The organism is Micromonospora sp. NBC_01638 (assembly GCF_045209745.1).
In the GTDB taxonomy this organism is placed as follows: domain Bacteria; phylum Actinomycetota; class Actinomycetes; order Mycobacteriales; family Micromonosporaceae; genus Micromonospora.
In genome coordinates, this window is sequence record NZ_CP109273.1 from 14,540 (window position 1) to 39,679 (window position 25,140).

The 25,140-nt window shown below is 68.2% G+C and carries 13 protein-coding genes and 2 CRISPR repeat arrays; of the genes, 1 reads left to right on the forward strand and 12 read right to left on the reverse strand.

What is annotated here, in order from left to right; translation table 11 throughout:
- Positions 1-10 precede the first annotated feature (10 nt).
- The gene (locus tag OG811_RS00065) at positions 11-1,054 is read right to left on the reverse strand and encodes a tyrosine-type recombinase/integrase (protein ID WP_406071152.1); all 1,044 of its coding nucleotides are present in this window, start codon (positions 1,052-1,054) and stop codon (positions 11-13) included.
- Positions 1,055-1,885: 831 nt separating this feature from the next.
- Between OG811_RS00065 and OG811_RS00070 the strand changes: the two genes are divergently transcribed.
- On the forward strand, positions 1,886-5,404 hold the full coding sequence (locus OG811_RS00070; RefSeq protein ID WP_406076007.1) for an AAA family ATPase: 3,519 nt from the start codon (positions 1,886-1,888) through the stop codon (positions 5,402-5,404).
- On the opposite strand, the gene OG811_RS00075 is transcribed toward OG811_RS00070, so the two are convergent.
- The 11 genes from OG811_RS00075 to OG811_RS00125 all read right to left on the reverse strand — a co-directional run bounded on the left by OG811_RS00075 (position 5,399) and on the right by OG811_RS00125 (position 25,138).
- Entirely contained in the window at positions 5,399-5,698 is a 300-nt protein-coding gene (locus OG811_RS00075; protein WP_406071154.1) for an NIPSNAP family protein, read from the reverse strand. The two genes, OG811_RS00070 and OG811_RS00075, sit on opposite strands and share 6 nt — an antisense overlap.
- Positions 5,699-6,203: 505 nt before the next feature.
- Entirely contained in the window at positions 6,204-6,881 is a 678-nt protein-coding gene (locus OG811_RS00080; protein WP_406076009.1) for a DUF1524 domain-containing protein, read from the reverse strand.
- Positions 6,882-7,434: 553 nt separating this feature from the next.
- Positions 7,435-11,384: a CRISPR direct-repeat array (repeat unit 37 nt; unit sequence GTTGCGATCCTCGCCCGGTCCGGAGACCGGGCGCAGC).
- A gap of 125 nt (positions 11,385-11,509) precedes the next feature.
- On the reverse strand, positions 11,510-11,800 hold the full coding sequence (gene cas2 / locus OG811_RS00085) for a CRISPR-associated endonuclease Cas2 (RefSeq protein ID WP_406071156.1): 291 nt from the start codon (positions 11,798-11,800) through the stop codon (positions 11,510-11,512).
- Between the two features lies 1 nt (position 11,801).
- On the reverse strand, positions 11,802-12,827 hold the full coding sequence (gene cas1c, locus OG811_RS00090; protein ID WP_406071157.1) for a type I-C CRISPR-associated endonuclease Cas1c: 1,026 nt from the start codon (positions 12,825-12,827) through the stop codon (positions 11,802-11,804).
- Entirely contained in the window at positions 12,820-13,467 is a 648-nt protein-coding gene (cas4, locus tag OG811_RS00095) for a CRISPR-associated protein Cas4 (RefSeq protein WP_406071159.1), read from the reverse strand. The genes cas1c and cas4 overlap by 8 nt, the downstream gene beginning before the upstream one ends.
- Positions 13,464-14,330 (reverse strand): type I-C CRISPR-associated protein Cas7/Csd2, encoded by an 867-nt coding sequence (gene cas7c / locus OG811_RS00100; protein WP_406071160.1) that lies wholly within the window; start codon positions 14,328-14,330, stop codon positions 13,464-13,466. Before cas7c ends, cas4 begins: the two co-directional genes overlap by 4 nt.
- A complete protein-coding gene (gene cas8c / locus OG811_RS00105) occupies positions 14,327-16,156 on the reverse strand; it encodes a type I-C CRISPR-associated protein Cas8c/Csd1 (RefSeq protein ID WP_406071162.1) in 1,830 nt (609 codons plus the stop codon). The genes cas7c and cas8c overlap by 4 nt, the downstream gene beginning before the upstream one ends.
- The gene (gene cas5c / locus OG811_RS00110) at positions 16,156-16,842 is read right to left on the reverse strand and encodes a type I-C CRISPR-associated protein Cas5c (protein ID WP_406075422.1); all 687 of its coding nucleotides are present in this window, start codon (positions 16,840-16,842) and stop codon (positions 16,156-16,158) included. The genes cas8c and cas5c overlap by 1 nt, the downstream gene beginning before the upstream one ends.
- 8 nt (positions 16,843-16,850) lie before the next feature.
- Entirely contained in the window at positions 16,851-19,091 is a 2,241-nt protein-coding gene (gene cas3, locus OG811_RS00115) for a CRISPR-associated helicase Cas3' (protein ID WP_406071163.1), read from the reverse strand.
- Between the two features lie 970 nt (positions 19,092-20,061).
- Positions 20,062-20,898 (reverse strand): IS5 family transposase, encoded by an 837-nt coding sequence (locus OG811_RS00120; protein ID WP_406071164.1) that lies wholly within the window; start codon positions 20,896-20,898, stop codon positions 20,062-20,064.
- A gap of 319 nt (positions 20,899-21,217) precedes the next feature.
- Positions 21,218-23,836: a CRISPR direct-repeat array (repeat unit 37 nt; unit sequence GTTGCGATCCTCGCCCGGTCCGAAGACCGGGCGCAGC).
- A 534-nt stretch (positions 23,837-24,370) separates the two neighbouring features.
- Positions 24,371-25,138, reverse strand: a complete 768-nt coding sequence (locus OG811_RS00125) for a thiopeptide-type bacteriocin biosynthesis protein (protein ID WP_406071165.1) — start codon at positions 25,136-25,138, stop codon at positions 24,371-24,373.
- Positions 25,139-25,140: the final 2 nt, after the last annotated feature.

Sequence of the window (25,140 nt, forward strand, 5' to 3'; positions counted from 1 at the left end):
GCCGTAAGGATCATCGAGCGGGTGCCGAGGCCGCCAGTAGCAGCGGGTGCGACTCACCTGTAAGCGCTGCCAGAGCTCGGGCGACCTCGTATACATCCGCTCGCACGTAGGTGCTGGTTGTGCCCGCATCGAACCTGCCGTTGTGACCGGCGAACGCTCGGGCTACGGCGTAGCCGAAGCTCCGCTCCACCCAGGTCAAAGTCGTATGGCGTAGCCAGTGCGTGCTGATCTGCTGGGTAGCCACCCAGGGCAGGTGCCTACCAACGCGCTGCCACAGATGGTCATGGCGCCGGCTCGTGATCGGCCGACCGCTGCGATACCTGAGCAGCCGCTCGGTCAGATCGCCACCACCCCGGTCATCGGAATGCTGCGCAAGCTGACTGGCCAACGTCGGTGAGACGGGCTGCCACCGTACGGTCTCGCCCTTCTCGTGCAGCCGAACCATGCACTGCTCCGTATCGAGGTCCAGACGCCGGAGGGCGAGGCCGCCGCCTCTCCTACACGCGGTCTCGATGTGCAGGCGCAGTACGAGGGTGTCGAGCTCAGGATCGTTTCCGGTGGTAGCCGCGACCTCGTTGATCGACGCAAGCTGGGTCTCCGACAGGGCCCGCCTCGTACTTGCCAAGCGTCGTGGCTTCGGTACCCGCTTTGCCGGGTTGGCGGACTCGGTGATGAGCCCGTCGGCTTCCGCGTAGCTGTAGAGGCACCTGAGTGAGGAGATGAGGTGCTCGGCGGCTGTCCGCCCACCGCGCGAGTTCCGTCGTACTACCAGTTGTTCCTTCATCCGCTCGGCAAGCTGCCTGATTTCCAGAGGGCTCGGCTCGTCCAGGCGCCTGCTGCCCCAGGTCTCTCGCACCCGGTTCCAGTAGGTGCCATAGACGCGCCCGGTACCCGCCGTCACGGCTTCAGCAACGCGGTCGATGTACTCGTCGAAGGTGGGAACGACTCGAGGCGCGCTTGGCGCCGTCAGGAGCTGCTCCGGCGTTACTCCTAATCGAGCCAGGAGGAGGCGGGCCGCCGCCAGGTCGTCGCCGCCGCTGAAGGCAGTTCCCATCACGATGCCTCGTGCTCGTCGACGTAACGCGAGAGCATCAGCTCCACTGCGCTCATCGTGTAGGCCGCCAACATGCCACGGTTGGGATATGCCAGTACCAGGAGACGGTGACCCGTTCCGAGGCCGCAGCTCCGCCGCACCGACGGCGGGAGGACCAGGTGCCCCTGGCGGCTGATCGCCCACCGCCCGCCACGGCGCGCGGTCACCGTAATCGCGGTGTCCCTACCAGTGACGTCGACAGCATGCCCGGCGAACCATCCGAGGGCCTGGAGTGGCCTGCGGTCAGCCAGGCGACCGTTGGCATCGACTGATGTGACCGTACAGATTGTCGCCTGAGGTTTGACGCTCCGCACAAGATGCGGGAGCGGCAACCCGCGGGCGAGAAGGCGGCCGGGGTAATCTGCGCGATCGGCGCGCAGCTGACCGCCTTCAGGTGCATCCCCTGCCGATCCGGCTACCTCACGCTCTCCATGCAGCACGCGACCACCTCCCCGTGAGCAGCACCAGCAGACGTCAGGTTTGGGCATCCCCTGCGTGATCAGCATCGGTACTCCCCCGACGTCAGCTCAGACCATGCCGCCGCACGGTTACCGTGCCGCTGCCTGTGAGAGCCGCTCAAGACCGGAAGCGGCAACGCCTCACCACCGGGGCTCGAAGTGACCGGGGATCGCCGCCACCGCGACGAGGCCGTCCGAGCCGTGGCAGGACTTGGACACCGGCGGGTGTAGGTGCGCGCAGGAAAGAGTCGTTTCCAGCGCGCTTCCGTGGCCTATTGATGCGGGCGCATACCCGCTACCGTGATCCTGTCGGGGATCATCGTTGGGGGGACCGGTGCGGCCGAGTCGACGTCCACCCATCGCTCTTCAGCTGTCGCTGCTCATCATCGCCGTCCTGCTGGAGATCGCGGCCAACTTCTTCGCCAATGCAGACACTTCACCACTGACCGCCGGGATCCGTCAGGTCGCCGGTCCGGCGCTGATCGTCCTGCTGGTGGTGCTGATCGTCGGGAACGGCCTGGTGCTGTGGTGGCAGGCACCCCGCAGTCCGCGGCCGATGTGGCGGTCGGATCGCAGCCCCTATCCCGGCCTCTCTGCCTTCACGGAACAGGACGCGTCGGTGTTCTTCGGCAGGGAGGAGCAGGTCACTGAGCTGGTGCGACGCCTACACGAGCTGGGCCTGGACGCGTCCGCCCGGTTCGTCTGCGTTACCGGCGCCTCCGGCAGCGGCAAATCCTCCCTGGTCCACGCCGGCATCGTTCCCCGGCTGCGAGAGGGACGGTGGCAGGTGTTGCCAGCGGTCACGCCGGCGGGTGAACCGCTCGGTGTGCTCGCGGACCTGACGGTCACACTGGGCGCAGCCGACCGAGCCTCCGCGCTGAGGGAGGTGCGGTCCCGCCCGGACAGCCTCACCCGCCACCTGACGGCCTGGCGGGCTCGCAAGGGACATCGGCACGGGCGGGTCCTGCTGATTCTCGACCAGCTCGAGGAACTGGTAACACTATCCAGTGCCGCCGAACAGGCCACGTTCCTGGCGCAGATCGCGACGGCGCTCGATGCCGACCGGCGGCTCTGGGTTGTCGCGACGCTCCGCGTCGAGTTCCTCGCCGATCTCCTCGCGGGTCCGCGCCCGGACCTGTTCGCCAGCCCGATCGCGCTGGGGACCATGCGGCCGGCGGACCTCGTCGCGGTCGTGGAGCAGCCCGCCCAGCTCGCCGGATTGCGCTTCGAAGACGGGCTCGTCGACCAAATCGTTGCCGACACCGCTACACCGGACGCGTTGCCGCTGCTGGCGTACCTGCTTCAGGAGCTGCACCGGGCGGCAGGGCCGGGCCAGACGGCCACCCGCCAGGCGTACCAGGCACTCGGCGGCGTCGCCGGGGCGCTGGGCCGCCAAGCCGACAGCGTCATGGCGGACGTACGCCACGAGAGCAGCACCGAGGACGTCCTGGACACCCTGCTCCGTCTGGTAGCGATGGAGGGCACCGAGCCGACCCGGCGCCGGGTGCCCCTGCGGGATCTGTCCGACAGTCAGCGTCGGGTGATCGCCGTCTTCACCGACGCTCGGCTGCTCACCACCGACGTGATCGACGGTGAGCCGTACGCGCAGGTCGCCCACGAGGCGTTGTTCCGCCAGTGGGCGCCGCTGCGACAGCAGGTGGAAGCACGGGCGGAGCAACTGCGCCGGCGTACCGAGCTGGAACGGTGGGCGGCAGACTGGGTGCACGCCGGGCGCAGCGCCGACTACCTGCTCACCGGGGAACGGCTTGCGCTGGCCGGGCAGTGGCTGGAAGTCATGGAGTCGGCCGGCCAGGACAGCCCTTCTGCACGTGCCCTGGTGAACGCATCCCGCAGCCGGGACACCGCGTTCCTGCACCGGGTGTCGGAGGCGATCGGTCAGTTCGCGCTCGGCAACGTCGACCGGTACCCGGAGCTTGCGGTGCTGCTGACCTCGGCCGCGCTGCAGGAGTGTCCGCCGACGCCGGTCGCCCGCCGGGCCCTGATGGCCGCGCTGGCGTTCAGCCACACCGAGGCAGTACTCGCCGGACACACCGACGCCGTCCGCGGAGTCGCCTGGTCACCCGACGGCAAGCATCTGGCAACTGCGTCCAGAGACGGCACCGCGCGGATCTGGCACGCCGACACTGGCACGGTCGTCCGGGTGCTACGCGGGCACACCGGCATGGTGGACGCCGTCGACTGGTCCCCCGACGCTACCCGACTCGCGACCGCCTCCCGAGACGGCACGGTCCGGGTGTGGGACGCCGCAACGGCAGCAACGGTCGCGGTGCTGCCCTGCGCAGACGTGGCACGCGGCGTTACCTGGTCACCCGACGGGTCCCGCCTCGCCGGATCGAGCCGAGAGCGGACGGTCCAGGTCTGGGACACCGCCACCTGGCAACTCACCGCCCACCTGGTCGGCCACGAAGGGGACGTGTGGGGCCTGCGGTTCGCCCCCGACTCCCGCCGGCTGGCCTCTGCCTCCCACGACCGGTCCGTCATCGTCTGGGACCTCACCACTGCTGAAGCGGAGCAGAGGCTGACGGGGCACGGGGACTTCGTCGAGGCCGTCGCCTGGTCACCCGACGGCAGCCAGCTCGTCACCGGGTCCGGCGACCAGACCGTACGGATCTGGGATCTGGCGACCGGCGTGGCCCGACATGTCATCGGGGGTCAGGGATCACCCGTCTGGTCGGTCACCTGGTCCCCCGATGCTCGGACGGTGGTATTCGCCAGTGGTGACGGCGGTATCCGCGCCTGGGACGTCCGCCGGTTGCGGGAGGTAGCCGAGCTACGCGGGCACTATCAGGTCGCCTGGTGCGTCGCGCTGTCCCCAGAAGGGCGTCGGGTGCTCAGCGGTTCCGGTGACGGCACTGCCCGGGTGTGGACGATCCAGCCGCGTGGAGCTGAACAACGGCTCCTCGCTGGGCACGACGGACCGGTCACCGCGCTCGCGTTGGATTGGACGGCGAGGATCGTCACCGGTGGCGCCGACGGCACCGTACAAACCTGGCAGCCGGACGGCAGGGCCGCCCTCACGACGTGGCCGGAACCAGTCGTGGCCCTTGCCTGCTCACCGACAGCCGACGTGCTCGCCGTGGCCCTGCGCGACGGCTCCGTCCACTTGATCGGTGTCGACGGCGACGTGCGCTTCGGGGCCGAGGTCGAATCGCTGGCCTGGTCACCAGACGGGTCCCGGTTGGCAGCAGGCTGCAAGGACAACTCAGTACGAGTGTGGGACGTCCGCACCGGCAGTTCCGCCGGCGTTCTGCGCGGGCACGCCGATTGGGTGGGGGCGCTCGCCTGGTCGCCGAGCGGCCGCTACCTTGCCTCCGGCTCCGACGACCGAACCGTCCGCGTCTGGGACATCGAACACCCCGGCGACAGCACCGTCCACTCCGGGCACCAAAACTACGTCGACGGGATCAGCTGGGCGCCGGACGAGCGTCGGCTCGCCACCTGCTCCGCCGACTGGACCGTCCGCGTCTGGGACCTCGGCACGGACCAGCCGCGGGTATTGACCGGCCACGACAAGCGCGTCCGCGCGGTGGCATGGGCACCGGACGGCCAGCGCCTCGCGTCCTGCTCCGACGATCGCACCGTACGGGTCTGGGGCAGCGCGAACGACAACCAGGGCGAGGTTATCGGCGTACATCGCGACGGCGTGACCAGCCTGGCGTGGCTGCCGGACGGGCGGCAGGTCGTGACTGGTTCGGCGGACGGCACTGCCCGCGTCTGGGCGGACTCCGTCGACCTGGCGGAGCTGACCGCAGTGGCGCGCTCACGGGTGTTCCGCGCGCTGACCGACGACGAGCGGCAGGCGCACCTACTACCCGGCGACGCAGACTCATAGCGTCTGCTCGACCTCGCGGGTCTCCTCGCCCACCAGGTAATCGTCCGGGTCCAGGCCGAGCGTCTCGCGACGCTCGGAGGCCCAGTAAGCCGCGTTGGCCTCCTCGAACGACTCAGGCCCATCGTGGGAGATCACCCAGACGTGCTGATTCCGCGCCCGGTCCTTCCACGACCCGTGGATCTCGAAACCGAGATCACGCCGCAGCGGGACGACTAAACGCTGCCACCTGTCCACCCACTCATCGAGCAGCCCCGCCCGAATCGTGTAGGTACGGATCTGCACAGTCCTGGCCATGCCTGCCACCTCATCCGTACCGCGACCCAGGGCGTGACGCCATCGACCCTAACCGAAGCGGTGGAACCAAGCCGGGCACACGGTCCAGCACCGAACGACCTCGGGCAGCGTGACGAGGTGATCCTCTCCTGACGCCACCCGCCATCCTGTCTGCCATCGACCCGCCCGCCGGGGAGCCGGCCGCCGCCCGGCCCGCCACGGCCTACGGACCTCGACGGCTCGTACGGACGCTGGTGGGTCGGGCGGCGGTCTGCTCGGCTTGCCCGGGTCGATGGCAGACAGGATGGCCTACCGCCACCACGCTCGGAGCCGGCGGCCGCAGACGGCCTCCGACCATCCGGGAGCCGGAGCGCCCCCGCCGGAGGCGCAATGACCGCGACCCGCGGGTCGCGCGACTCGTCGACGCGGCCGAAGCCCTCCCCCATATCGAGCATGGTCACGCCAACGCGCCCAGCGCCAAGCAAGCGACAATCCAGGCTGGCGCCGGCGCCGGCCAGGGGTTTGGTCAGGAACTGCAGGTGTTGAACATGTTCTGCAGCGCGGACTTCTCCGACGACTGCAGCCGCAGGCTCCAGTTGTACTTCACAGTGATCCACATCTTGCTGTAGGTGCACCGGTACGACGACAAGGACGGCTGCCACGTGGAAGGGTCCTGGTCACCCTTGGACTGGTCGACGTTGTCCGTCACCGCGATCAACTGCGGGCGGCTGAGGTCGTTGGCGAAGCTCTGCCGACGGCTGGTCGTCCAGGAGTTGGCGCCGGAGCGCCAAGCCTCGGCCAACGGCACGACGTGGTCGATGTCGACGTCCGAAGCCGCCGACCAGGTCGCGCCGTCGTACGGGCTGTACCAACGGCCCGAGGTGGCCGCGCAGGAACTGTCGACGACGACGGAGGTGCCGTCGCGCTTGAGGACCTGCTCACGGGTGTTGCAGCTGCCGCTGATGGTGATCCAATGCGGGAACAGGTCGCGCGAATACCGGCTCGTCGAGCCTTCGGTGGCCACGGTCAGGGAGTTGAGCTGTGACTGCGCGGTCGCCTTCGACGGGATTGCCGGCGGTGTCGCCGAGGCGGGCGCAGCGCCCGTGATCGACAGCACCGCACCGGCGAGGGCAGCGATCGCGATAGCGGCGGAGGATGAGCGGCGGCGTGCGAGTAGCGGGGTGACGGTTGCCAGTTGCGGCATGCGGGCCTCCATCGGCTGAACGGCAAGATAGTTACAATCATCAATGAAGATGCCGGCAGCGCGACGGTGGTGCGAAGTGTCGAAGGTGTTTGCGCGACGCTCACGCAACGCTCGATGTAATAGCCTGGCCCGGTTCGAGGAGGACCCGGACGAGCAAATTTCGTGCACGTGGCGGAGTCCTGGTTGTGTTATCGCGATCCTCACCCAGTGCAAAGACCAGGCTCGGCGCTCTCAATGGTGCTGTCGTTGTCGGTCTTGCCCAAGTTGCGATCCTCGCCCCGTCCGGAAACCGGGCGCAGCGCGGTGACCACGGACCGCGCAGCGGCGGGTCGCGGTGTTGCCATCCTGGCCCAGTCCGGAGACCGCGCGCAGCAAGTCCGGCTTCGCCCTGTACAGAGTCGCTCAAATGTCGCGATCCTCGCCCGGTCCGGAGACCGGGCGCAGCGACCCGGCCGTCCGCGCCCAGTTGGAGGCGTACGCGTTGCGATCCTCGCCCGTCCGGAGACCGGGCGCAGCGGGCGGCCTGCGGTGCCACCGCCGCCATCGCGGACAGGTTGCGATCCTCGCCCGGTCCGGAGACCGGGCGCAGCTCCTCGAACGGGATACCGTGGTGCATCACCTCGACGAAGTTGCGATCCTCGCCCGGTCCGGAGACCGGGCGCAGCCCCCGCCGCCGGCCGAGGTTGATGCCCCCGAGGCTGTGTTGCGATCCTCGCCCGGTCCGGAGACCGGGCGCAGCGTTGGATATGGAGTTGCTGTGAAGCAGCTTGAACTCTGGTTGCGATCCTCGCCCGGTCCGGAGACCGGGCGCAGCGTGCGTCGTCCTTGTAACCGGGGTGAGGGGTTCCCCGTTGCGATCCTCGCCCGGTCCGGAGACCGGGCGCAGCACGCCAAGGTCGCCGACCACGCCCGGCAGATGGCGGAGTTGCGATCCTCGCCCGGTCCGGAGACCGGGCGCAGCCCGCCAGATTGGACAGCACGGCCACGCGCTCGCCCCAGTTGCGATCCTCGCCCGGTCCGGAGACCGGGCGCAGCGCGCGGGCCAGGTCCGCAACCTGCTGTCAGGTGCGACGTTGCGATCCTCGCCCGGTCCGGAGACCGGGCGCAGCGGGTTCCTCGCCGACCTGCGGCTGACCAACGTCGGGTTGCGATCCTCGCCCGGTCCGGAGACCGGGCGCAGCCGGCCCGGGGTGGTCAACATCAACCCCGCTGATGTGTTGCGATCCTCGCCCGGTCCGGAGACCGGGCGCAGCACGCGGACCGGCTGGAGGCCGATCTGCTCCATCACGCTGTTGCGATCCTCGCCCGGTCCGGAGACCGGGCGCAGCTCGCGTTGAGCTGGGTCAACCCGGGCACCGTGTTCGAGTTGCGATCCTCGCCCGGTCCGGAGACCGGGCGCAGCACCCTCAGGCGGGTCAACGGACCGACGGGCGGCGGCGTGTTGCGATCCTCGCCCGGTCCGGAGACCGGGCGCAGCTCAGGGACGCCTCGGTGGGCAGGTGGGTGACGGTGTAGTTGCGATCCTCGCCCGGTCCGGAGACCGGGCGCAGCACCCCGAGGAGATCCGAGATGGCCGCGGTAGCGACCAAGTTGCGATCCTCGCCCGGTCCGGAGACCGGGCGCAGCGCTACCTGATTGAGCTAGGCGGCCTACTCATTTCCCTGGTTGCGATCCTCGCCCGGTCCGGAGACCGGGCGCAGCAACGTCCGGGCTGCGCATTTGCGCTGCAACCTGGTGAAGTTGCGATCCTCGCCCGGTCCGGAGACCGGGCGCAGCGTCCGTCTGGCTCACCGACGCCGCCCGCACCCAGCAGTTGCGATCCTCGCCCGGTCCGGAGACCGGGCGCAGCCGGCCGCTGGCTTTTGCTCTCGATCCTCCTGCTCGTGTTGCGATCCTCGCCCGGTCCGGAGACCGGGCGCAGCGGCCAGGCGCTGCGGGAGATGGCTCGCCTCGCCGAGGTTGCGATCCTCGCCCGGTCCGGAGACCGGGCGCAGCAAGACCGACGCGACCCTCGCCGCCGTGCTCGCCGCAGCGTTGCGATCCTCGCCCGGTCCGGAGACCGGGCGCAGCCGCCGACGGTGCTGGAGGCGCACATCGAGATCGGCGGCGTTGCGATCCTCGCCCGGTCCGGAGACCGGGCGCAGCGACGGTGATCCCCCTATGACCGCGACCTACTTGAGGCGGTTGCGATCCTCGCCCGGTCCGGAGACCGGGCGCAGCAAACAAGCAAGCCGACCGGAGGAGATCGACATGGCGTTGCGATCCTCGCCCGGTCCGGAGACCGGGCGCAGCTTGTGCCTGCACCGACGCCGTCACCCCGTCCGGGGTGTTGCGATCCTCGCCCGGTCCGGAGACCGGGCGCAGCTCGTAGGTAGCCTTGTCGACCCGCCGGCTACCGGCCACGTTGCGATCCTCGCCCGGTCCGGAGACCGGGCGCAGCCTCAATCTCGGCTGGCTGGCCGGGGGTCCGCTTCCAGTTGCGATCCTCGCCCGGTCCGGAGACCGGGCGCAGCATGCCGGCTACGGCGCAGATGAGGGCAGCAACCAACGCGTTGCGATCCTCGCCCGGTCCGGAGACCGGGCGCAGCGATCACAGTCACCACAGGAGTAATCCTCCTGGCCAAGTTGCGATCCTCGCCCGGTCCGGAGACCGGGCGCAGCCGTCCGAGATCAGGGCCGTGTCACCCTTCATGACACCGTTGCGATCCTCGCCCGGTCCGGAGACCGGGCGCAGCCTTCCACCTGCGGGCGGTGCGGCAGCGGGCGTGTGGACGTTGCGATCCTCGCCCGGTCCGGAGACCGGGCGCAGCTTCAAGACGAGCAGGTGTTGTACGAGGCCCAGGGCTGGTTGCGATCCTCGCCCGGTCCGGAGACCGGGCGCAGCAGTACAGCTCGGCCGAGACAGAACCGGCCCGCAAACGTTGCGATCCTCGCCCGGTCCGGAGACCGGGCGCAGCGCCGCCTGGACCCGGGCACCACCGCGGCGCATCGGCACGTTGCGATCCTCGCCCGGTCCGGAGACCGGGCGCAGCGGGTACCGCAAACTTGCCCTGACCTGGGACGTAGATGTTGCGATCCTCGCCCGGTCCGGAGACCGGGCGCAGCCCTACCGGGGATCCACATCGACACGGGATGCACTGAGTTGCGATCCTCGCCCGGTCCGGAGACCGGGCGCAGCCAAGAGGTAATCCGGACGGCCAAGGCGGTCATGGGGTTGCGATCCTCGCCCGGTCCGGAGACCGGGCGCAGCGGACCCGTACGTGGTGCTCATCACCGCCGACGGGAAGTTGCGATCCTCGCCCGGTCCGGAGACCGGGCGCAGCTGTGCCGGTCTGCCACGTCGTGCAGATCTTGGCCCGGTTGCGATCCTCGCCCGGTCCGGAGACCGGGCGCAGCGCCGACCGGTTCTGCTGACCCTTCGCCGTCGCCACCGAGTTGCGATCCTCGCCCGGTCCGGAGACCGGGCGCAGCCTGGTAGGCCCGGCACCGACCAGAACACGACGTACGGGTTGCGATCCTCGCCCGGTCCGGAGACCGGGCGCAGCCCAGGTAACCCGGTTGGCCATGCCCGGCGTGGTCGCGTTGCGATCCTCGCCCGGTCCGGAGACCGGGCGCAGCTAGTCGGCGGTGTCGATGTTGCCCAGCGCCCGGGAGTTGCGATCCTCGCCCGGTCCGGAGACCGGGCGCAGCGCGGAACTCGGCGGTGACCCGTCGGGTGTCCCGCCAGTTGCGATCCTCGCCCGGTCCGGAGACCGGGCGCAGCGCAGATAACGGACATTATCCGCTAGATGTCGATCATGTTGCGATCCTCGCCCGGTCCGGAGACCGGGCGCAGCGCTCATCACCCGCATCACGGCACCCATCGACTACCCAGTTGCGATCCTCGCCCGGTCCGGAGACCGGGCGCAGCTACCTCACCGGTGACGGTCTGACCACCGAGACCAGCGAGTTGCGATCCTCGCCCGGTCCGGAGACCGGGCGCAGCGACCTTCTCATCGTCGAGACGTGCCGTCACCTCGACGTTGCGATCCTCGCCCGGTCCGGAGACCGGGCGCAGCATGCTGCACCCTCACGGGAAGCGCTAGCCCGTTGGTATGTTGCGATCCTCGCCCGGTCCGGAGACCGGGCGCAGCCCCTCAACCCGAGGTGGGGTTAGCAACTCCCCAGGGATGTTGCGATCCTCGCCCGGTCCGGAGACCGGGCGCAGCTACAAGGGTTTGACGCCACGGCAGACGCGTCGGAAAGTGTTGCGATCCTCGCCCGGTCCGGAGACCGGGCGCAGCCTTTGGTCGTCACCTTCGGTGACATTCGGCCTGACGGTTGCGATCCTCGCCCGGTCCGGAGACCGGGCGCAGCCTGGAACGCTGCTGGAACAACCCGACCGAGTCGTGGTGTTGCGATCCTCGCCCGGTCCGGAGACCGGGCGCAGCCTGATCAAGTCCGCCATGCAGATGGGACTTAGTCGGGTTGCGATCCTCGCCCGGTCCGGAGACCGGGCGCAGCGGCTCTTGAACAGCCAATATTCAAGTACGTGGTTCGTTGAGTGTTAACGACAAGGGCTGATACAGCCTGTTTGTATGGATTTAGAGGTTCGGAACATAAGGGCGTTCGGTGGCCACTGGGGGTTCCTAGATCACGAACGGGCCGCGGGGGTCGACGTGTCGTGGCAGTCCCAGGTGTTCGACGTTGTCGAGTGCGTTGGTTGGGAGGCGATAGATGCGGATGCTGTCGCGGGCAGGATCGATGGCATCTTGCAGGGCTGCGACGAGTTTCACCTTGTCGGCGTCGCGGCAGACGACCTCGAAGACGGATTTCTGGACGCGGTGTCCGTACGCTTCGCAGATTTTGGCGACTTTCCTCAACCGCCTCTGGCCCGCTGGGGTGATGGTTTCCACGTCGTAGGTGATGAGGATGTCCACGTCAGTTGACTGTCCAGGGGCGGTAGGTGGCGAGGTCTCCTCGGAGGTGCCGGGCGAGCAGGCGTGCTTGCACGAGCGGAAGGACGGCGCCTTCTATTTCGCGGTTGAGTTGGGAGTGTGGCCAGGCTCGTCGTCGGGCGGTCTGCCATGCGTTGAGGGTGTTTTTTCGGCCGGTTTCGGTGAGCCGGTATGCGCCGTTGGGGAGTAGTTCGAAGTCGTCGGTGGAGAGTTCTCGTCGGTTGAGCAGGGTGAAGGCGAGTCGGTCGGCGAGGAGGGGGCGGAACTCTTCCATCAGGTCGAGTGCGAGTGCCGGCTTGGCGGGGCGGGTGGCGTGGAGGAATCCGATGTAGGGGTCGAGGCCGACTTGTTCGAGTGCGCCGTGCACGGCGACTCGGAGCATGCCGTAGAGGAAGGACAGGAGGCAGTTGACGGGGTCGGTGGGTGGTCTTTTGGTTCGGCCGGTGCCGCGCCATTGCTTGTCGGTGACGAGGTATGGCAGGGCGGCGAAGTAGTCGCGTGCGGCGATGCCTTCGGTGCCGAGCACGCTGTCGATGTTCTCGGCGCTCTTGAGCAGTTCCAGTCGTTGGGCGATGAGTTCTGCGGATGCTCGCAGCGCGGTCTGCCGGTGACCGGATGTGTCGCGGCCGGCGCGGAGTAGAACTTGGCGGGAGTTGTGTATCTTGCCGGCGATCATGGCGGTGGCGATCTTGATTCGGTGCTCGTGGTTGTCGACGGCGCGGTGCTGGGCTTGTCGCAGGAGTGGGTTGCCGCTGGTGGGGCCGGCGACGCGGGCTCTGAATCGGCCCATGCCGGTGAGCCAGCTGACGGATCGGCCGTCGTCGGCGCAGCGCAGCAGCAGGTCGTCGGTGATGGTCACGCCGGCGAAGAGCACCAGGTGGTCGACTCGGGTAAGGGGCAGCAGGCGTCGTCCGGTCTGTTCCGGGTGGTAGACGCGGACGGTGTCGCCGTCGAGGTGCAGGCTGGTCCCGGGGGTTTGCACGTAGAGGGTGTTGAGTAGTTCAGTCACGCCACTGTCCCAACGGCCTTGGGGTGAACAGGTCGGCTGCCGGTCGGGTCTGTCGACCGTCGGTCACGTCCGGTAGGCAGTCGTCGCGCAGTGAGCACTTGCGGCATCGGGTGTCGTTACGCGCCGCTGGTAGGTGTTGGGACGCGAGGAGGCCCCGGATGGCCTCGGCCGCTTGCACTACCCGGTGCAGGAGGTCGGGGCTGATGGTGACCGGGTGGCGGCGGCGTTCGGCGACGGAGTAGATGTATCCGAGGGGCACGTCGAATCCGGCTTCGAGGAGGCAGAGTGCCTGACCGGCGAGTTGGAGGTCAGCGGGCCCGTCTGGCTGGTAGCGGCCGACTTTGTATTCCACTGGGGTGGCGGTGGTGCCCGCGAATTCCACGACGTCGCAGATGCCTCTGAGGCCGTACACGGCGCTGCCCACGGGCAGGGAGCGGATAGTGGTGAGACCTGCCCGCCGGGTAAGGCCGGGCAGGTCCACCTGTCGATGGCTCAGATCGCCGCGTACGGTCTGCGCGCTGTCACCCCAGATACCCTCGACATGGATGAGCGCGGTCTGCCGGTGGCAGTAGGCGTAGTGCTCGAGTGCGGAGAGCGGGATCTCGGCAAGGGTGCCGTCGCCATCGGTCGTCGGGGTCACGGCCAGAGATTCACCAGTGGGGTGAACTCGATACCCTCGGGTAGGTTGTCGGTGGCCAGGGCCAACTGGTAGTCCAGGTGGTGCCGGGCAGGCTTTTCCGTGTTCGCGCGGCTGAGGGATACGCGTTCGGTGAGGCTGGCCGCTGGCGCGACACCGAGGGCGTCAGGGTGGCTGAAGACGTACAGGCCGCAGAGTTTCATCTCGCCCCGGGCGGCGGAGCGGTCGTGGTCGAACATCAAGGTGAGCGCCCGCCAGAAGACCGCGAGGTCATCAGAGGTGACACCGGTCTTCGCGGCGCGGGGGGCTGAGTAGAAGATGCGGGCTTGGTAGAGGCCGTAGGGCACGGTCCATTTCGAGCCCATCTCGGTCCGCTCGCCCTTGTCGATGTCATCCTGGCGGGTTTGGGTGACCCGGGTGATGGCGTGATCGGTGGGGAGGACCGGATCGACGCTGCGGGCGAAGGTGAGCTGCACCGGCCCGCGCACTTGTCCGGCGCCGCCCTTGGTGGTGCCGGTGCTGAGTACGGCGCCGAACATGCGGATGTCGAAGTAGTGCTCGCAGAGCCATCGCTGTGCCTCGTCGGCGCGGCCGGGGTTGGCCTTGAGGCCTTCCTCGATGCGGGTGTTCAGCGCGTGGCCGGCCTCGACGAAGATCCCAAACTTTGGGTCGTCGCCGCGCATCAGGGCGACGGTGTCGCGGATCTTGCGTTTGATGGCGACGTCGGTGACCAGTCCCTGGCCGGTCTCGTCGTCGGTGCGCGGCTGGTTACCACCGTCGGGGTCGCCGTTGGGGTTGCCGTCGGTGACGTCGAACAGGAGCACAGCGTCGTGGCGGCGGGCCGGGTCGAGGTGGGTGTCGCTCATTCGGCGTCTCCTTCGGTGGTGGGCTGGTCGTCCGAGGCGGGTGGCAGGTCGGTGTTTTTCTTCTTGGCGGCGGCCTCGATGCGCTCGGCGCGCATGGCGGCGCGTTGCTGGTGGAAGCCGAGAACGAATTGGGCCTTCTGCGCCAGGACGGCGGTGCTCGGGATCGAGTCCCGGCTCGTGTCGATCTGGGCGAAGATGTCGTCGAGTCGGGTGGCGTAAGCCTTGGCCCAGCCCGGTTTGCGGAGCGGTCCGCGTAGGCGGCGTAGCCAGGCGGTCGAGGTTCGCTGCCCGTTGACCAGGACGACTCTCGGGTTGGTGATGGCGCGGCCCATGTACCGCTCGGCGAAGGTGGTGTTCAGCGGCTGGTTCGCCGCGCGGAAAACCGTCTGCTGGAGGTCATCGAGAACGGCGAAGGCCCTGCCGGACAAGTAGGCGGGGTCGTTGTTGTCCAGGTTCAATGTGGGGGTCAGCCTTTCAGACTCGTCGGGTCGGTCTGGCCGGCGGCGCAGGCCGAGCCGGATCAGGGCCGCGCGTGCCGGGTCGACCCGGCCGTCGGTGCGGATTCGGTTGAGCACGTGCGTGAGCAGTCGCGGCGGCAGCGGGTTGTGTAGTAGCGCGGCCCGTAGCAGTGCGTGTTGCAGGCCGGTCGGGCGGTCCTCGCCCCTGGCGCCAAGCTTGACCCAACTGCCGGGGGCGCCGCCCCGCCCGACCTGCCACCGGCCCGCCGCGCGGACCAGTTGGGTCAGCCGGACCTGGGTGACCTCACCGGACCAGTCGGCGATCTCGTGGTCGTCGATCCACGAGTGGATGTGGTCCTTGACCCGGGGCAGCGGCATCTCCACCCAGTCGCGGATCACGACCCGGGCGACGTTGCCGCCGACGGTCACCGAGCAGAAGGTGGACTGATCATCATCGCCGGGTTCGATGCCGTCGCGGGGGGTGGCGAGCAGGGCGCGGGCGTCGTCGAGGTCCGGGGCGTCCAGCGGGGCCATGGGGTCGAAGCGGGAGCCGCCGACCAGCCACCAGGCCAGACGGGCGTTCTGCCCGGGTAGCGCGGTGCTGTGCCGTTCATCGGACAGCACCGCCGTCAACGACGACATGAACGTCAGACCGCACGTGACACAGATCGGGGTGTGGGCGAGAAGTTTCGTCAGCTCGTACCCGTGGGATGCCTCGTTGACGCTCACGAGTGAGGCGTTCTGGGTGGCGCCGGGCAGCCACCGCCGCGGAATCTGCTGCGGGATCGTCTTGAGGAGGTCGCGGACCTGGCCGCAGACCAGGCAGTAGCCTGCCCGGCCGAGGCCCTTACGCCCGGCGGCGACGCCCGCCCAGTACCGCTTCGCTGATTCGTGTTCGGTGGCGATCTGCCCGTCGACGACGAAGGCCACCACGTCGGCGCGGCTCCACGTCCGATCGGTGACGACCTTCGGTGCGTGACCGCCAGCGTAGAAGGCGGCGATGGCGGGAGCTGGGCCATCCGGCTCCGCGGCAGCCCAGTCCCGGATCAGCTCCTGGAACGCGGTGTGTTGCTTGGCCACCCGGTCGGCTCTCCCGCCGTCCTCGGCGACCCAGCCCAGCACATATTCGACGGTGTCGGCGGCCAGCGTCGGCGCGACCCCTACGGTACGGGTGACATTCGGCATCCACCGCTCGATCCCGAATCGCTGCCCGGGTGTCCCGGGATCCGCGAAATCGACCAGCTCGGCGTTGTTGGGCGTGCCGTCAGCGGCGATGTAGAGCAGGAACCGCACCGGCTTCCTGGCGTAGAACGGTGGAGTCACCTCGCCACTGGACTCGGCGTACTCGACGAGCCGCTGCAGCAACATCAGACGCCCCCGCCCGGAAGGGCGAGTTCCATCCCCCGCTGCGGCACGTACAAGATCCCGGCCTGCACCCGGGCGGAGAACCACTCCATGCGAGGACTACCGCCACCGTCGCGGTGAATCGAGTGCAGCATGATGCCGATGTCCTCATGCAGATCGTGCTGACGCTCGACCGTGTCGTCCGGCCAACTGAACTCCGCGCTGAACTCCCGCGTACCCAGGTAGGGGCGCTGGAAGCAGGCGCCCCGGCGGACCCGGCGGCGCAACTGATCCCGGTACGCCGAAGCCGGCTTGTCCGCATGCGCAGCCGGCACCATGTGCGCGTGGATGCGGTACGCCACATCCCGCAGGCACACGGCATTGCGTTGATCGCGATGCGCCACCGTGTCCACCCGACGGCTGCCCTTGATCGCCTCCGCCAACGGCGCCACGTCCGTGGTCTCGTTACGGCGAATCGTGAACTGCCGGATCGGGCGGAGCACCTCGATCGCGACGATCTCGTACTGAAACTCCGGCTTCCAGTAGATCGACTCCAGCACGCCCACCGCCGCGGGAGGCGTCATGACCGGGTAGCTCACCCGCTCTACCTTCAGCTCCGGGCGGGAGAACAGGGCTGCCTCGCCGGCGACCTGAACCACCACGGGCAGGTCGCCCTCGCGGCTCCGCCGCAGGGTCACCCCGTCGATCACATCCGTCGTCACAGCACGAACTCCTCGAAACTCGGGTCGAAGGTGATGCCAGTTGCCTGGTCGTATCCACCGATCCACTCCACCAATGCACCCACCTGCACCTCATCACCGATGATCGGCCGCATCCGTTCCTTCACCTCCGGATTGCCGCGAACACCGCCGTGCACGGTGGTGGTGTAGGGCTGAAGCTGACGCAGATCGTGCAGGTCCGGCACCGGCGCGTGGCGGATTTTCTCAATCAGGTCAATGAGCGTGGCGCACTCCGCGTCCGTTGACGCGCCTTGCGGGGTCACGACGGAGATGCCCTCGTCGCGGATGAGCCGGAACGCGCGTTTGTGATCACGACGGCCGCTACGGACGTCGGTGAGCGGGCCGTCAGAAACGGTCTGGAACGCCCACTGCTCACGGGCCTGCTGGATGCGTTGGCCAACGTGATCCGGGTCCGTCAGATTGAGCGCGTCATAGACCCGACGGTAGTAGTCCGACAACGCCGACGCCTTGTCCGGATCGGCCACGTCGGGCCCGAAGCAGGTCTTCGCCACACCGACCAGCTTCTTGTACGCCTCAGGCTGCCCCCCGTCCGACGGAGCGAAGATGACGACCCGTCCACACTCCAAGCGCCCTTCCCGATTGGCCCGACCGGCGGCCTGCAGCAACGAATCAGCCGGCGCCATCGCCCGATACACAAGCGGAAAGTCCAGGTCCACGCCCGCCTCCACCAGTTGCGTCGCCGCCAGGAGCACTCGCTCACCGGCACGTAACCGCCGGATCACCACCTCCAGCACCCGCCGCCGATGCGCCGGGCACATCCGCGTCGACAGGTGCCAGGCAACATCACCGAAGCCTTCCTCCTGCCACCGCTCATACACCGTCCGCGCATCCGCGGTCGTGTTCACCACCACCATCGCCGACGCGCCACCGTCACCGCTGGCAGCCAGCCTGACGCTGGCGTCATCAGCGATGTCAGCCAAAGTCAGACCTGCGTCCAGCCGCCACTCGTACGACACACGCCGCATCTTCTCGTTCAGCACCGACACTTCCGAGACCAACTCGAACCGATCCAGGTCCGCGAAGGTCTGCAACGCCCAGAATTCAGGCTGGGTAGCCGACGACAGCAGGACCGTCGTCCCGAAGTGCTCCACCAGCAGACGCAGGCCGTTCAGGATCGGTACGAGCATGTCGTGCGGCAGCGCCTGAATCTCGTCCAGCACGATCACCGACCCCGCCAGCCGATGCACCCGGCGCATCGCCGACGGCTTGCGGGCGTAGAGGGACTCGAACAGACGCACAAACGTCGTCACCACGAACGGCGCATCCCAGTTCTCCGCAGCCTGACGCGCCCAACGCCCAGCCGTAGGAGCATCGAAATCCACCTGGCTGTGATGCTCCAACACCACAGGCTCCGTACCATCCTCATTGAGCATCTGCCGATAGACGGCAGCGTTCTGCTCCGTGATGGTCAAAAACGGCACCGCGACGATCACCCGACGCAGAGCGTGCCGCTGCGCGTGACGCAGCGCGAAGCCAGCCGCGGCGAGGGTCTTCCCGACCCCAGTCGGCGCGTGCAACCGGAACATCCCGGTGGGCCGCTCCGCAGCGACGAGAGACTCCGCGTAGACCTGCTCCCGTACCCCATCGATCGGCGACGGCGGACGCTGCGCGAGTGACTCTGTTCGCCGGCGTTCGAACAGGGCGAACAGGTGACCAAAATCGGCGTCCGGGCGCACCCTCGGAGCGGCGAGCTGATGGTGGTGCGCGTGAGTGTCCAACCCATCGGCGTCAACCAGCGCGCTGTAGCACAGCCGCAACGCCATCTCCCCCACCAGCGGATCCTGCTGCCAACGCTCAGGCAGCGCGGCTCTCAGGTCATCGGGCAGTTCCGGCAGCAGACGGGACAGGGCAGCCTCCGCCGACGCCACATTCCGCGGGTTATCCCTCAACGCGGCCGTCAACTTTTTCTTGAAGTCGCCCTGGTCCAGGAGCCCACCATGGTGCCCGAAAATGCCGACAGCGAACCGACCCAGACCCCGGTCCCACGCGACTCGAGTGCCGAACGCCTTGTGGTCGATGCCGACTCGCCCGCCGCCAGCGGCAACCTTCGACAACCGCTCCTGCCAGGCATCACTGGCCTTGCCGCAGTCATGCAGCAAACCCAGCCAGTACGCCAGATCGCCGCCGCCAAAGGGTGCCGCGAAACGCCGAGCAAGGATGGCCGTGCCACGCAGATGATCCTCAAGAGAGTGCCACACCTCGGTGCCGGAAGCGGGACTATGCGCCCTTAGCGGAACGTCAACTCTCACACGTAGCCCTGGAGCTCATACCAAGTGACTCCATCACCGACCCATCGAGTCATGCGCGCTAGGAGGAGTCAACGCCGAGTTCACAATCTGTCAGATAGTTGTCTGGGAGTCCGGGGGCCGGGACTGGCCCAGCCCCCAGATCTGACCATGTCAGCCCCTACATCCGACACCATCACGGTGTTGCGACCCTCGGCACCGACCTAGACGGCAGACACCGCAGTCCCTCGAAGGGAGGGATCAGTGGTCGACTCGACCCACCGCCGACAACTATAGCGAGCCCATCGGGTCGCTACTTCACCGTAATGGTCAGACGGACGTAGGTGCAGCCGGGAGGTTCAGGGTTGTGTCCCTTGAGGACGCCATGTAACCATTGCCGCGCATGTGTCGATGGCACGTGCGCTGGCCTTGGCCGCCCCTGCTCGATGAGTGGGGGCGGCCCGCTGTTCGCGCAGCGGGCCGCCGCGCCTCCCGTCCTGAGAATTGAGAACTGAGGAGACTAGATGAGCCTAGGCCAACCACCTCGGACCACCGTTTCTGACCCGCATGATCGGAGGCCGGATCCCCGGCTCCCCCTCCGGTGGGCGCTGATTCTCAGTATCAGTGGGGCCTGCGGCGTGATGGTCGGCACCTTGGAAGGACCTCCGGCTGGGCTCCTTACATTCCTGACCGCCCTCGGGCTTCTATACAGGGTTGTCAGAGACCGGTGAACGAGGGGTGGGCGGGTCAAGCGCATGGCCCGTCCAAACCTTCCGTAGCTCCTACCACTCGCCCCGAGGCCGTGAAGAGCACGGCGCATCATGAACGAGGCAGGGCCTACAGCTGCGCGGGAGCCGCCCACAACGAACTGCGGGCTGTCCAGCAACGCGAGCAGGTCTTCTAAGAGGACGTCTGATTCACGTATTTTGCGTGTGTTGTGGTTTTAGTCGTCTCGCCAGGTTGGGGTGGTTTCGGTGGTGAGGCGTTTGGCGAGGTTGTCGATCATGGCGAGGGTGATCATGCTGGCGGAGTTGTCGGGTCGGGTTTCGTAGTCGCGGACGAGTCGGCGGTGGTGCATGAGCCAGCCGATGGTGCGTTCGACGACCCATCGGCGTTTGACCACGCTGAAGCCTTTGACCTGCGGGTCTTTGGTGACGATTTCGACGTCGACGCCGAGTGCGGCGCCGTGTTCGACGACGCGGTTCTTGAATCCGGCGTCGACCCAGGTCTTGGTCAGGGTGGGGTGGGCGGCGGTGGCCCGGTCGAGTAGGTCCATGCCGATGGTGTTGTCGCTGGCGCTGGCGGCGGTGACGATGACGGCGAGGAGCAGGCCGAGGGTGTCGGTGATGATGCCGCGTTTGCGGCCGACGATCTTCTTGCCGGCATCGGTGCCCTGTGTGGACAGTGGGACGTTGGTGGAGGTCTTCACGCTTTGGCTGTCCATGATGGAGGCCGTGGGTTGGATGGTGCGGCCGTGGTGGTCGCGGACGAGGCCGGTGAGCTGGTAGTTGAGTTCGGTGAAGATGCCTTCCTTGCTCCAGGCGGCGAAGTAGCCGTAGACCGTCGCGTGGGGTGGGAAGTCGTGGGGCAGGTAGCGCCAGGCGATGCCGGTGCGGTTGACGTACAGGATCGCGTTGAAGAGCTCGCGCAGGTCGTGGGTGGGGGTGCGGCCGCTGACGCCGGCGTCGGTGCGGGCCTGTCGCCAGGCGGTCAGGCGGGGTGCGATCAGGGCCCATCGGGCGTCGGACAGGTCGGACGGATAGGGTCGCCGTGCGGTCATGACTCAGGCGTACGGCGCGAGGACGCGGGCGTGACGGACTTCATGTCCGTCGATGTCGGGGTAAAAGTGAATCAGACACGATCGCGGGGCGGAACGCTCTGATTCCGGTCAGGGCCCAATCGGCCGAGATGCGTCCTTTCCCGGTCAGGTCGGGCGCCTCGCGCCATCGAGGCCCGAGACGCAAATCGCCCGTTACAGGCGCGAAGGCGAAGCAAACGTCCAGTAAGAGCTCGCCTGCTTCCCATGACCACTAGCGCCGCCTCCCTGGGCGTGAACCGCGGTTGTATCCGCTGCTCCCGGCTAGGGCCGGGAACGTCCAGATGCGGTCCTCGCCGGCTCCGAGGACCGGGCGTAGCGCGCACCGGCCCGAACTCGCTGAAATCGGCCACGCCGTTGCGATTCTCACCCGGTTCGAAGACCGGGCGCAGCGGCCAGGTCGGCCAGCCAACTTTGCGCGGTCGACTTGTTGCGATCCTCGCCCGGTCCGAAGACCGGGCGCAGCCGGACGGCGAACGGTGGCAACTCTTCGTCCAGTCCGGGGTTGCGATCCTCGCCCGGTCCGAAGACTGGGCGCAGCGGCGGTGCCGAGGGCGATGCGCTCACCCCAGACGGCGTTGCGATCCTCGCCCGGTCCGAAGACCGGGCGCAGCTCCCTCCATGTGGAGGATCCGGTCGGCGGCGTTGCGGAAGTTGCGATCCTCGCCCGGTCCGAAGACCGGGCGCAGCCCCTCCGTCCACTCGCTGGAGGCGATCACATGTTCGGGTTGCGATCCTCGCCCGGTCCGAAGACCGGGCGCAGCCACAGTCGGATTCGCCGCCGAGCTGGACCAGGGCTAAGTTGCGATCCTCGCCCGGTCCGAAGACCGGGCGCAGCGTCGACCCGACGGCTACCGGCCACGAATGGCCGTACCAGTTGCGATCCTCGCCCGGTCCGAAGACCGGGCGCAGCGATTACCCCCTCGAACAGCTGCTGACCCCAGCGGACGTTGCGATCCTCGCCCGGTCCGAAGACCGGGCGCAGCGATTACCCCCTCGAACAGCTGCTGACCCCAGCGGACGTTGCGATCCTCGCCCGGTCCGAAGACCGGGCGCAGCTCGGGTCCGGCGTGGCTGCGCACCGGCGCCGATCCGGCGTTGCGATCCTCGCCCGGTCCGAAGACCGGGCGCAGCCTGACCGGGATGAGGTTGTTGCCGGGCAGCACGATCGTTGCGATCCTCGCCCGGTCCGAAGACCGGGCGCAGCTGGCGGCAGCGGCGAGCAACTGCACTTCCACTTCCGCGTTGCGATCCTCGCCGGGTCCGAAGACCGGGCGCAGCGAGAGCAGACTCCCGACCCTCCGGGAGCTGGTCCACGTTGCGATCCTCGCCCGGTCCGAAGACCGGGCGCAGCACTCTCGGCGGCTGGTTCGACGCCCTGATGGGTTGGGTGTTGCGATCCTCGCCCGGTCCGAAAACCGGGCGCAGCGAACCATGAGCCCGTTGGCCATGCATGCCCGAGAACAGTTGCGATCCTCGCCCGGTCCGAAGACCGGGCGCAGCAGGGTCGCCGCGGGCGCACCACCACCAAGGCCGCCGAGTTGCGATCCTCGCCCGGTCCGAAGACCGGGCGCAGCATGGTCTTGGCGAACGCGCCGCGCTTGGTGCGCTCGAGGTTGCGATCCTCGCCCGGTCCGAAGACCGGGCGCAGCGATGACGGTCAACATCAGTTCGGCGTGGACCAAGGAGTTGCGATCCTCGCCCGGTCCGAAGACCGGGCGCAGCAAGGCGGCGCAGATCGAGACGCGCCTCGGCCGGGCGTTGCGATCCTCGCCCGGTCCGAAGACCGGGCGCAGCGCGTCAGCCGTATGGCCCTTTTCCCGTCCATGGGACGGTTGCGATCCTCGCCCGGTCCGAAGACCGGGCGCAGCATGCACATGCCGACCCAGCAGGCCGCGCAACCTTGAGCGTTGCGATCCTCGCCCGGTCCGAAGACCGGGCGCAGCGGCCCGTTCCGGCTCGCGTCGGTGGCCTGACCCAGGTTGCGATCCTCGCCCGGTCCGAAGACCGGGCGCAGCACCACGCACCACGACGTCAACCCTAGGAGAGACCGTGTTGCGATCCTCGCCCGGTCCGAAGACCGGGCGCAGCTCGCGGCGTGACAGCCGCTCTTTGCCGACCAGCCGCACGTTGCGATCCTCGCCCGGTCCGAAGACCGGGCGCAGCGTACGAAGTCGCGTAAGGGGAGAGTCAATGACCGTGGTTGCGATCCTCGCCCGGTCCGAAGACCGGGCGCAGCTCGCCATGGCGGTCAGCAGCAACGGCGGCGACCTGGTGTTGCGATCCTCGCCCGGTCCGAAGACCGGGCGCAGCAGTTGGCCCACTTGCTGGCCGCGCCGCCGATCTTCTGGTTGCGATCCTCGCCCGGTCCGAAGACCGGGCGCAGCCTTCACCGCCCCGCCGGATTCGATGTCCAGGCGCACGTTGCGATCCTCGCCCGGTCCGAAGACCGGGCGCAGCAAGCGCTCATGCCGCGAACGGTCGCCTGGGAGCGGGTTGCGATCCTCGCCCGGTCCGAAGACCGGGCGCAGCGACGGCCTGGCGCTCGCCGCGGTGCACGCCAACGCGTTGCGATCCTCGCCCGGTCCGAAGACCGGGCGCAGCACGGAGATGATCCCTCCGCCTGCGGCTGGCTTCGTCACGTTGCGATCCTCGCCCGGTCCGAAGACCGGGCGCAGCATGTCTTGGGCTAGCTGAAGGTGCAGGGGTGGCCCGGGTTGCGATCCTCGCCCGGTCCGAAGACCGGGCGCAGCTCGCCGCGCTCCGGCACCGCGCCGCCCAGGTCGATCGGTTGCGATCCTCGCCCGGTCCGAAGACCGGGCGCAGCGCTTCCTTGACGTCGATGCCCAGGGCCGGCGCCGCGAGGTTGCGATCCTCGCCCGGTCCGAAGACCGGGCGCAGCCCGTTGCTCAACAGCATAGATTCACCAACTTCGACCACTACCAGGCACTCCGCTTGGGCGAAAGTTGCCGTATCGCCCGATTATTGAGTTCGGAACCCCGAGCTCAACCCACCGCCGCCAGAGGTTCCTAGATCAACTGATCCAGCGCCGTGATCGCGACGCCGTGCACCGCCGACTGAACGTGCCCAGTACCTCCTGATCAGTGAAACATCCGCGAAAGATCGACCATAGATGCTTGGCCAGCCAGACCTCCTCGGCAGCGGCCTGTGCCTAGGCGCGGAGAGCTGACTTGCGTCCCAGAAGGATCACCCGCGTCGATCGGAATTGGCGGCCAGCTCGATCGATGCGTCGAAAAGCGTTAGCTCGACGGGCGATCAGGTCGAGCACGGGCATCGGGTCGAGTAGGTCAGCGACACCATCCTCCGCCCGAGGCAGGCGAGGACCCGTCGCAGAAAGTAGGCCATCACCTGAGCCGATCGAGGGTTTAAGACGGTGAGCGGGACACTCGGCACGACTCCCATCAACTGCTGAGCATCACGTCTCTGTATCGTCGAAGATGGCCTCTTTAGCGGTGCGGGCGAGGGTGGCTTGGGTGCTCGCGCTGATTCCGAGGCGGTTCGAGTGGAAGATGACGTGCAACGCGATGATTCGGCGGATTCCGCGTGTGAGCTTGCCCGAATCACGGAGGGTGCGCAGTGCCTCCCCGGTGTCTTCGAAGGAGCTCAGCCAGTCGCCGGGGATGCCGCCGGCACGAGGTGAGCCGAGCAGGAGACGGCGGACATCGGCGGTGAGATCAGTCCATGCTCGAAGGTCCTGGGTGGGTGCTGGGCTCGCCAACGCGCGGCGCTGATCAGCGATCTTGGCCCAGACATCACCTTGCTCGTTGATGTCGAGGCCAGCGGCGCGCATGAGCGCGGTGCACAGGATGAGTGCGTGTTCCCGCCGGTCGTCGGGGTTGTCGCTGAGGTAGTCCAGGAGGTGGTGACTGTCGTGGTGGAACAGGACGTGGGCGGCGCTCATGCTGGCGGATCCACCGAAGGCATGGGTTTCTGGTTCGTAGATGTCGGTGGTCCAGTGGACGGTATCGGTGAGGAGTAGGTGCACTAGATCGTTGGTGGGCGTGGCGGGGAGGTAGCGGATCCGCCACGGGCCTTTGCGGATGAACCACCACGAGGTGATGAGGCCTTCGGCTTCGGCAACGGGTAGCACGCGGGTGAGGTGTTCGACGGCTTGCCTCTCCCGTTGCCTGGGGTCTGGGCCGGGGTAGGCGAGGTTCACCTGCTTCCAGGAGTTCTGTTCCATGA

Excerpts from the sequence above, each read along its gene's own strand:
- OG811_RS00065 (WP_406071152.1), bottom strand. The coding sequence starts at position 1,054 with ATGGGAACTGCCTTCAGCGGCGGCGACGACCTGGCGGCGGCCCGCCTC.
- OG811_RS00075 (WP_406071154.1), bottom strand. The coding sequence starts at position 5,698 with ATGGCCAGGACTGTGCAGATCCGTACCTACACGATTCGGGCGGGGCTG.
- OG811_RS00080 (WP_406076009.1), bottom strand. The coding sequence starts at position 6,881 with ATGCCGCAACTGGCAACCGTCACCCCGCTACTCGCACGCCGCCGCTCA.
- cas7c (WP_406071160.1), bottom strand. The coding sequence starts at position 14,330 with ATGAGCGACACCCACCTCGACCCGGCCCGCCGCCACGACGCTGTGCTC.
- cas8c (WP_406071162.1), bottom strand. The coding sequence starts at position 16,156 with ATGTTGCTGCAGCGGCTCGTCGAGTACGCCGAGTCCAGTGGCGAGGTG.
- OG811_RS00120 (WP_406071164.1), bottom strand. The coding sequence starts at position 20,898 with ATGACCGCACGGCGACCCTATCCGTCCGACCTGTCCGACGCCCGATGG.
- OG811_RS00125 (WP_406071165.1), bottom strand. The coding sequence starts at position 25,138 with ATGGAACAGAACTCCTGGAAGCAGGTGAACCTCGCCTACCCCGGCCCA.